At 23.4% G+C, this 3766-nt stretch carries 4 protein-coding genes; all 4 read right to left on the bottom strand.

The window, feature by feature from the left end:
- Positions 1 to 77: 77 nt before the first annotated feature.
- Positions 78 to 968, bottom strand: a complete 891-nt coding sequence (locus AMN81_RS05640) for an NAD-dependent epimerase/dehydratase family protein (protein WP_072091087.1) — start codon at positions 966 to 968, stop codon at positions 78 to 80.
- A gap of 8 nt (positions 969 to 976) precedes the next feature.
- Positions 977 to 1900: a glycosyltransferase gene (locus AMN81_RS05635; RefSeq protein WP_072091085.1), complete on the bottom strand. Its 924-nt coding sequence runs from the start codon at positions 1898 to 1900 to the stop codon at positions 977 to 979.
- Complete coding sequence (locus AMN81_RS05630) at positions 1900 to 3105, bottom strand: DegT/DnrJ/EryC1/StrS family aminotransferase (RefSeq protein WP_072091083.1); 1206 nt, start codon at positions 3103 to 3105, stop codon at positions 1900 to 1902. Before AMN81_RS05630 ends, AMN81_RS05635 begins: the two co-directional genes overlap by 1 nt.
- Positions 3102 to 3766 (bottom strand): GDP-mannose 4,6-dehydratase (locus tag AMN81_RS05625; RefSeq protein ID WP_143312066.1); only part of this gene is annotated, 665 nt, incomplete at its 5' end. The genes AMN81_RS05625 and AMN81_RS05630, both read right to left, overlap by 4 nt.

Below are 3766 nucleotides of genomic sequence, written 5' to 3'. Positions count from 1 at the left end.
TTTATAAAATGTATAAATAAATAAAAAAATTGAAAGAATGAAAAAAGAAGGTGAGAATATTTTTTTTAAATAGTTCATTATATTTTAAGTTGTTTTTGTTTTAGTAATTCAATTTTAATTTCTTTCAATAAAAGTTTAATACCATTTGATAGTTTAATTTTTGGTTTCCAATTAAATCTGCTTAAAGTTTTAATATCACCTTTAATTGAAAAGTCCTCTCCTTTTCTATATTTAAAATAACCAAAATTAATATCAATGTTTGAGCGTGTAATTTTTTTGATAAGCAGAATTACTGACTTGATAGAATAGTTTTTAAAACTACTAATATCAAACTTTGAATATTTTTTATTAAGTTTTGTTTTTAATATTTTCTTAAAAAGTTTTCTAAAATCTTTGATATGAATAAAATCTCTTTTTTGTTGACCTTTTGTAAAATTTAATTTTTTTTCTTTTTTTAAAATTTTAATCATCATTGAGTAAATAAATTCTTTTTTATTTCTTACATCTCCATACAAATGACCAATAAAAAGATCGATAACCTTAGTATTTTCAAGTTTAGATTTAAAATAATCAGATAATTTATGTTTATATTTTACATAAGTTGATTTTCTATTTTTTAGTAATGTATTTATATTTATAAATTGTTTAGGTTTTTTACTTACTGATAAATCAAAAAGTAATTTAGGAAGTTTATAATTTAAAAATATAAGTTTTTTTATGTTATTTTTTTTGGGGTAAGCACCTGTGCAATTAATTATTACATCAATCTCTTGAATAATATTTTTATTTCTAAAAGATATAAAGTTGTAATTTTTTATAGTAATTTTAGAAAAATTTTTTTTTTTAATTTTTTCAATTATCTTTTTTTTTTTTGATGTAACAATTGTTAGATCAATTTTAATAGGTAGTAAGTTTAAAATATTAGATCCTATAAAGCCTGAGGCACCAACAATCAAAAACTTTTTCATTAATTGATTTATATATTTATTTTCTCAGATATTTTAGGTATTTTTTTATTATCATCTTTTAAATATATTTTACCAATATATTCACCTAAAATTCCTAAAAATAAAAATATCAAACTAAAGGAAATCAAATTAATAATTATTATTGCAGCCACACCTTCTGCAAATACAATTTTTAAAAAAAACTTTGCTATAAGAAAATATATTGCTGAAAAAAAAGAAATACACCCAAATAGAAAACTAAAATAAACTGATACTCTTAATGGTTTAATTGTACCGCTTACAAGTCCTTCAGCTGCGTAACTTAAATAATTAAAGAAATTAAATTTAGAAAATCCTCTTTTTCTCTCAATTCTCTCATATTCTACACCCTTGCTTTCAAAGTCTAAATTATTAATCAATAATGGTAAAAATGGTTCATATTCATCATTACTGATTTGCTGAATAACTTCCTTATCTAAAAACCAAGCACCAGACTCAATTTCAATTTCATAGCCTCTCAAATAATTACTGAGTTTTTTGAAAATATTTCTAAAAAATCCTAGAAAAAATATTTCCTTTCTTTTTACTCTCTTTCCATAAATAATCTTAATATCTAACTCCCAGTTTTTTATGAACTCATTTAGTAATTTTGGATCATCTTGTAAATCACAATCAAATACAGCACAGGCATCAGTATCAACGTGCTTTATTGCATTAAATAAAGACTTCATCACTCCATTATTTTTTGCATATCTTATGTATTTGATTTCTTTTCTTTCTTTACAGATTTTTTTTAATATTTCTCTAGAAGAATCTGTACTATTGTTATCCGCAAACAATATAGAAAATTTATAATCTGGGTGATTTTTAAAAATTTCATTAAAATTTTTTATAAAAAATTCGATATTTTCTTCTTCATTAAAAATTGGACATACTATCGTAATTTCTCTCATCAGTTATTGTAATTTTTTTTTTTAAAAAATTTATTTATCAATTTATGAATATACTTTATGTTATTTGTTGTTAAGCCTTGATGACAACCAATAAGTATACCGTTTTTCATAATATAATCAGCATTTTTAAAACTTGATAACTTGTTCCTTTTTGAGACTAGACTACTAAATGCTGGATGTCTCAATGCGTTGCCAGTAAAAATCGGTCTTGTTTGAATGTTATTTTTTTCTAAATAAATTTGAAGTTCTTTTCTATTAAAATATTTATTTTTTTTTATGATTATTGGGTAAGATAAAAAATTTGTTTTAACATTTTTTAATGTTGATGGTAAAATAAATAAATCTTCAAACTTACCAAAAAAAGTTTTGTGTAATTCAAAATTTTGATTTCTTTTTAAACTAAAGCTCTTAAATTTTTTTAATTGTTCTAAACCAAATGCTGCCCCAATTTCTGATGGCTCAAAATTATAACCATTTTCTGAAAAAACAAATTTCATATCATACTCAATTCCTTTTAATTTAATTCCCAATCGTTTATTGATATCCTCTGAGTCTTTTAATAATGATGACATTCTACCCCAGCTTCTAAGAACTTTTGCTTTTTCATAAAACTTTTTATTATCTAAAAGTAATAATCCTCCATTCCCTCCACAACTTATTACATGAGAACCATAAAAACTAGTTATTGATATATCACTAAAGTATCCAGTGCTTTTAGTTCCAATTTTGGCTCCCAATGTATCTGCAGAGTCCTCAATAATAGTTATGTTTGAATATTTTTTTATTATCTTTTTGATTTCAATCCAGTTAGCAATATTTCCTATTAAGTTTGGTATTAATAATGCTCTTGTTTTTTTTGTAATTTTTTTTTTTAATTCTTCTATAGATATTTGTAACGTATCTACATCAATATCAACAAAAATTGGTTTAGCATTTGCCTTTATAATTGATGTTATGGCTGTTCCAAAATTTAAAGCAGGTGTTATAATTTCATCACCTTTTTTAATATTAATCAAATCCATGGCTAGAGTGAGAGCTGAAGATCCTGAATTTACCATTAAGCCATATTTTTTCCCAAATATTTTAGCAATTTTTTTTTCAAAAGCTCTTACGCTATCTGACATTTGAGTTGTTTTTTTTAATTGCTTTACAACTGCAGATATTTCTTCTTTTCCGTAAACATTTTTTCCATATGTTATTCTCATAATTTAAAAAAATCCTTTATTTGTTTAATGGTTAAATAATTTATATCCTTTTTATTATAAAAATTTTCATACCACTTATTTGTCTCTTCAAGAGTTTTTTTTATTTTCCATTTTGGTTGCCATTTCAATATCTTTTTTGCTTTTTTTATATCAAGATTTAAATTAATTGATTCTTGAATTTCTTTTGGTTTTAAAATTTTCCATATTAACTTTGGATTTCTTCTTTTTATATTCAACAAAATATCCTTAACCTTAAATGTTTTTTTTAAACTAGGACCAAAATTCCATGCACCTGAGTAATTTGATTGTGCAAGTAATAAATAACCATTTATAACATCTAATACGTGTTGCCAAGGTCTTGTGGCATTCAGGTACCTAATTTTAAGAACTTTCTTGCTATGCAAAGATCTATATATATCTGGCACTAATCTATCTTTTGCCCAGTCTCCTCCACCAATGATATTACCCGCTCTAGCTGATGAAATTTTAACTTTTTTATTTTTAAAAAAAATGTTTTGGTATGCATGTATAGCAATTTCTGCACAAGCTTTACTCGATGAGTAAGGATCTCCACCCCCTAACTCACTACTTTCATTAAAAAACTTTATTTTTTTTGAATTAGAATTTTTATAACATTTGTCTGTTGTAATTAAGATTAATT

Source organism: Candidatus Pelagibacter communis (assembly GCF_001179845.1).
Classification (GTDB): Bacteria; Pseudomonadota; Alphaproteobacteria; order Pelagibacterales; family Pelagibacteraceae; genus Pelagibacter; species Pelagibacter ubique_Q.
Note: the sequence above shows the minus strand (reverse complement) of the source record. Positions and strands in the feature narration are given on the sequence as shown.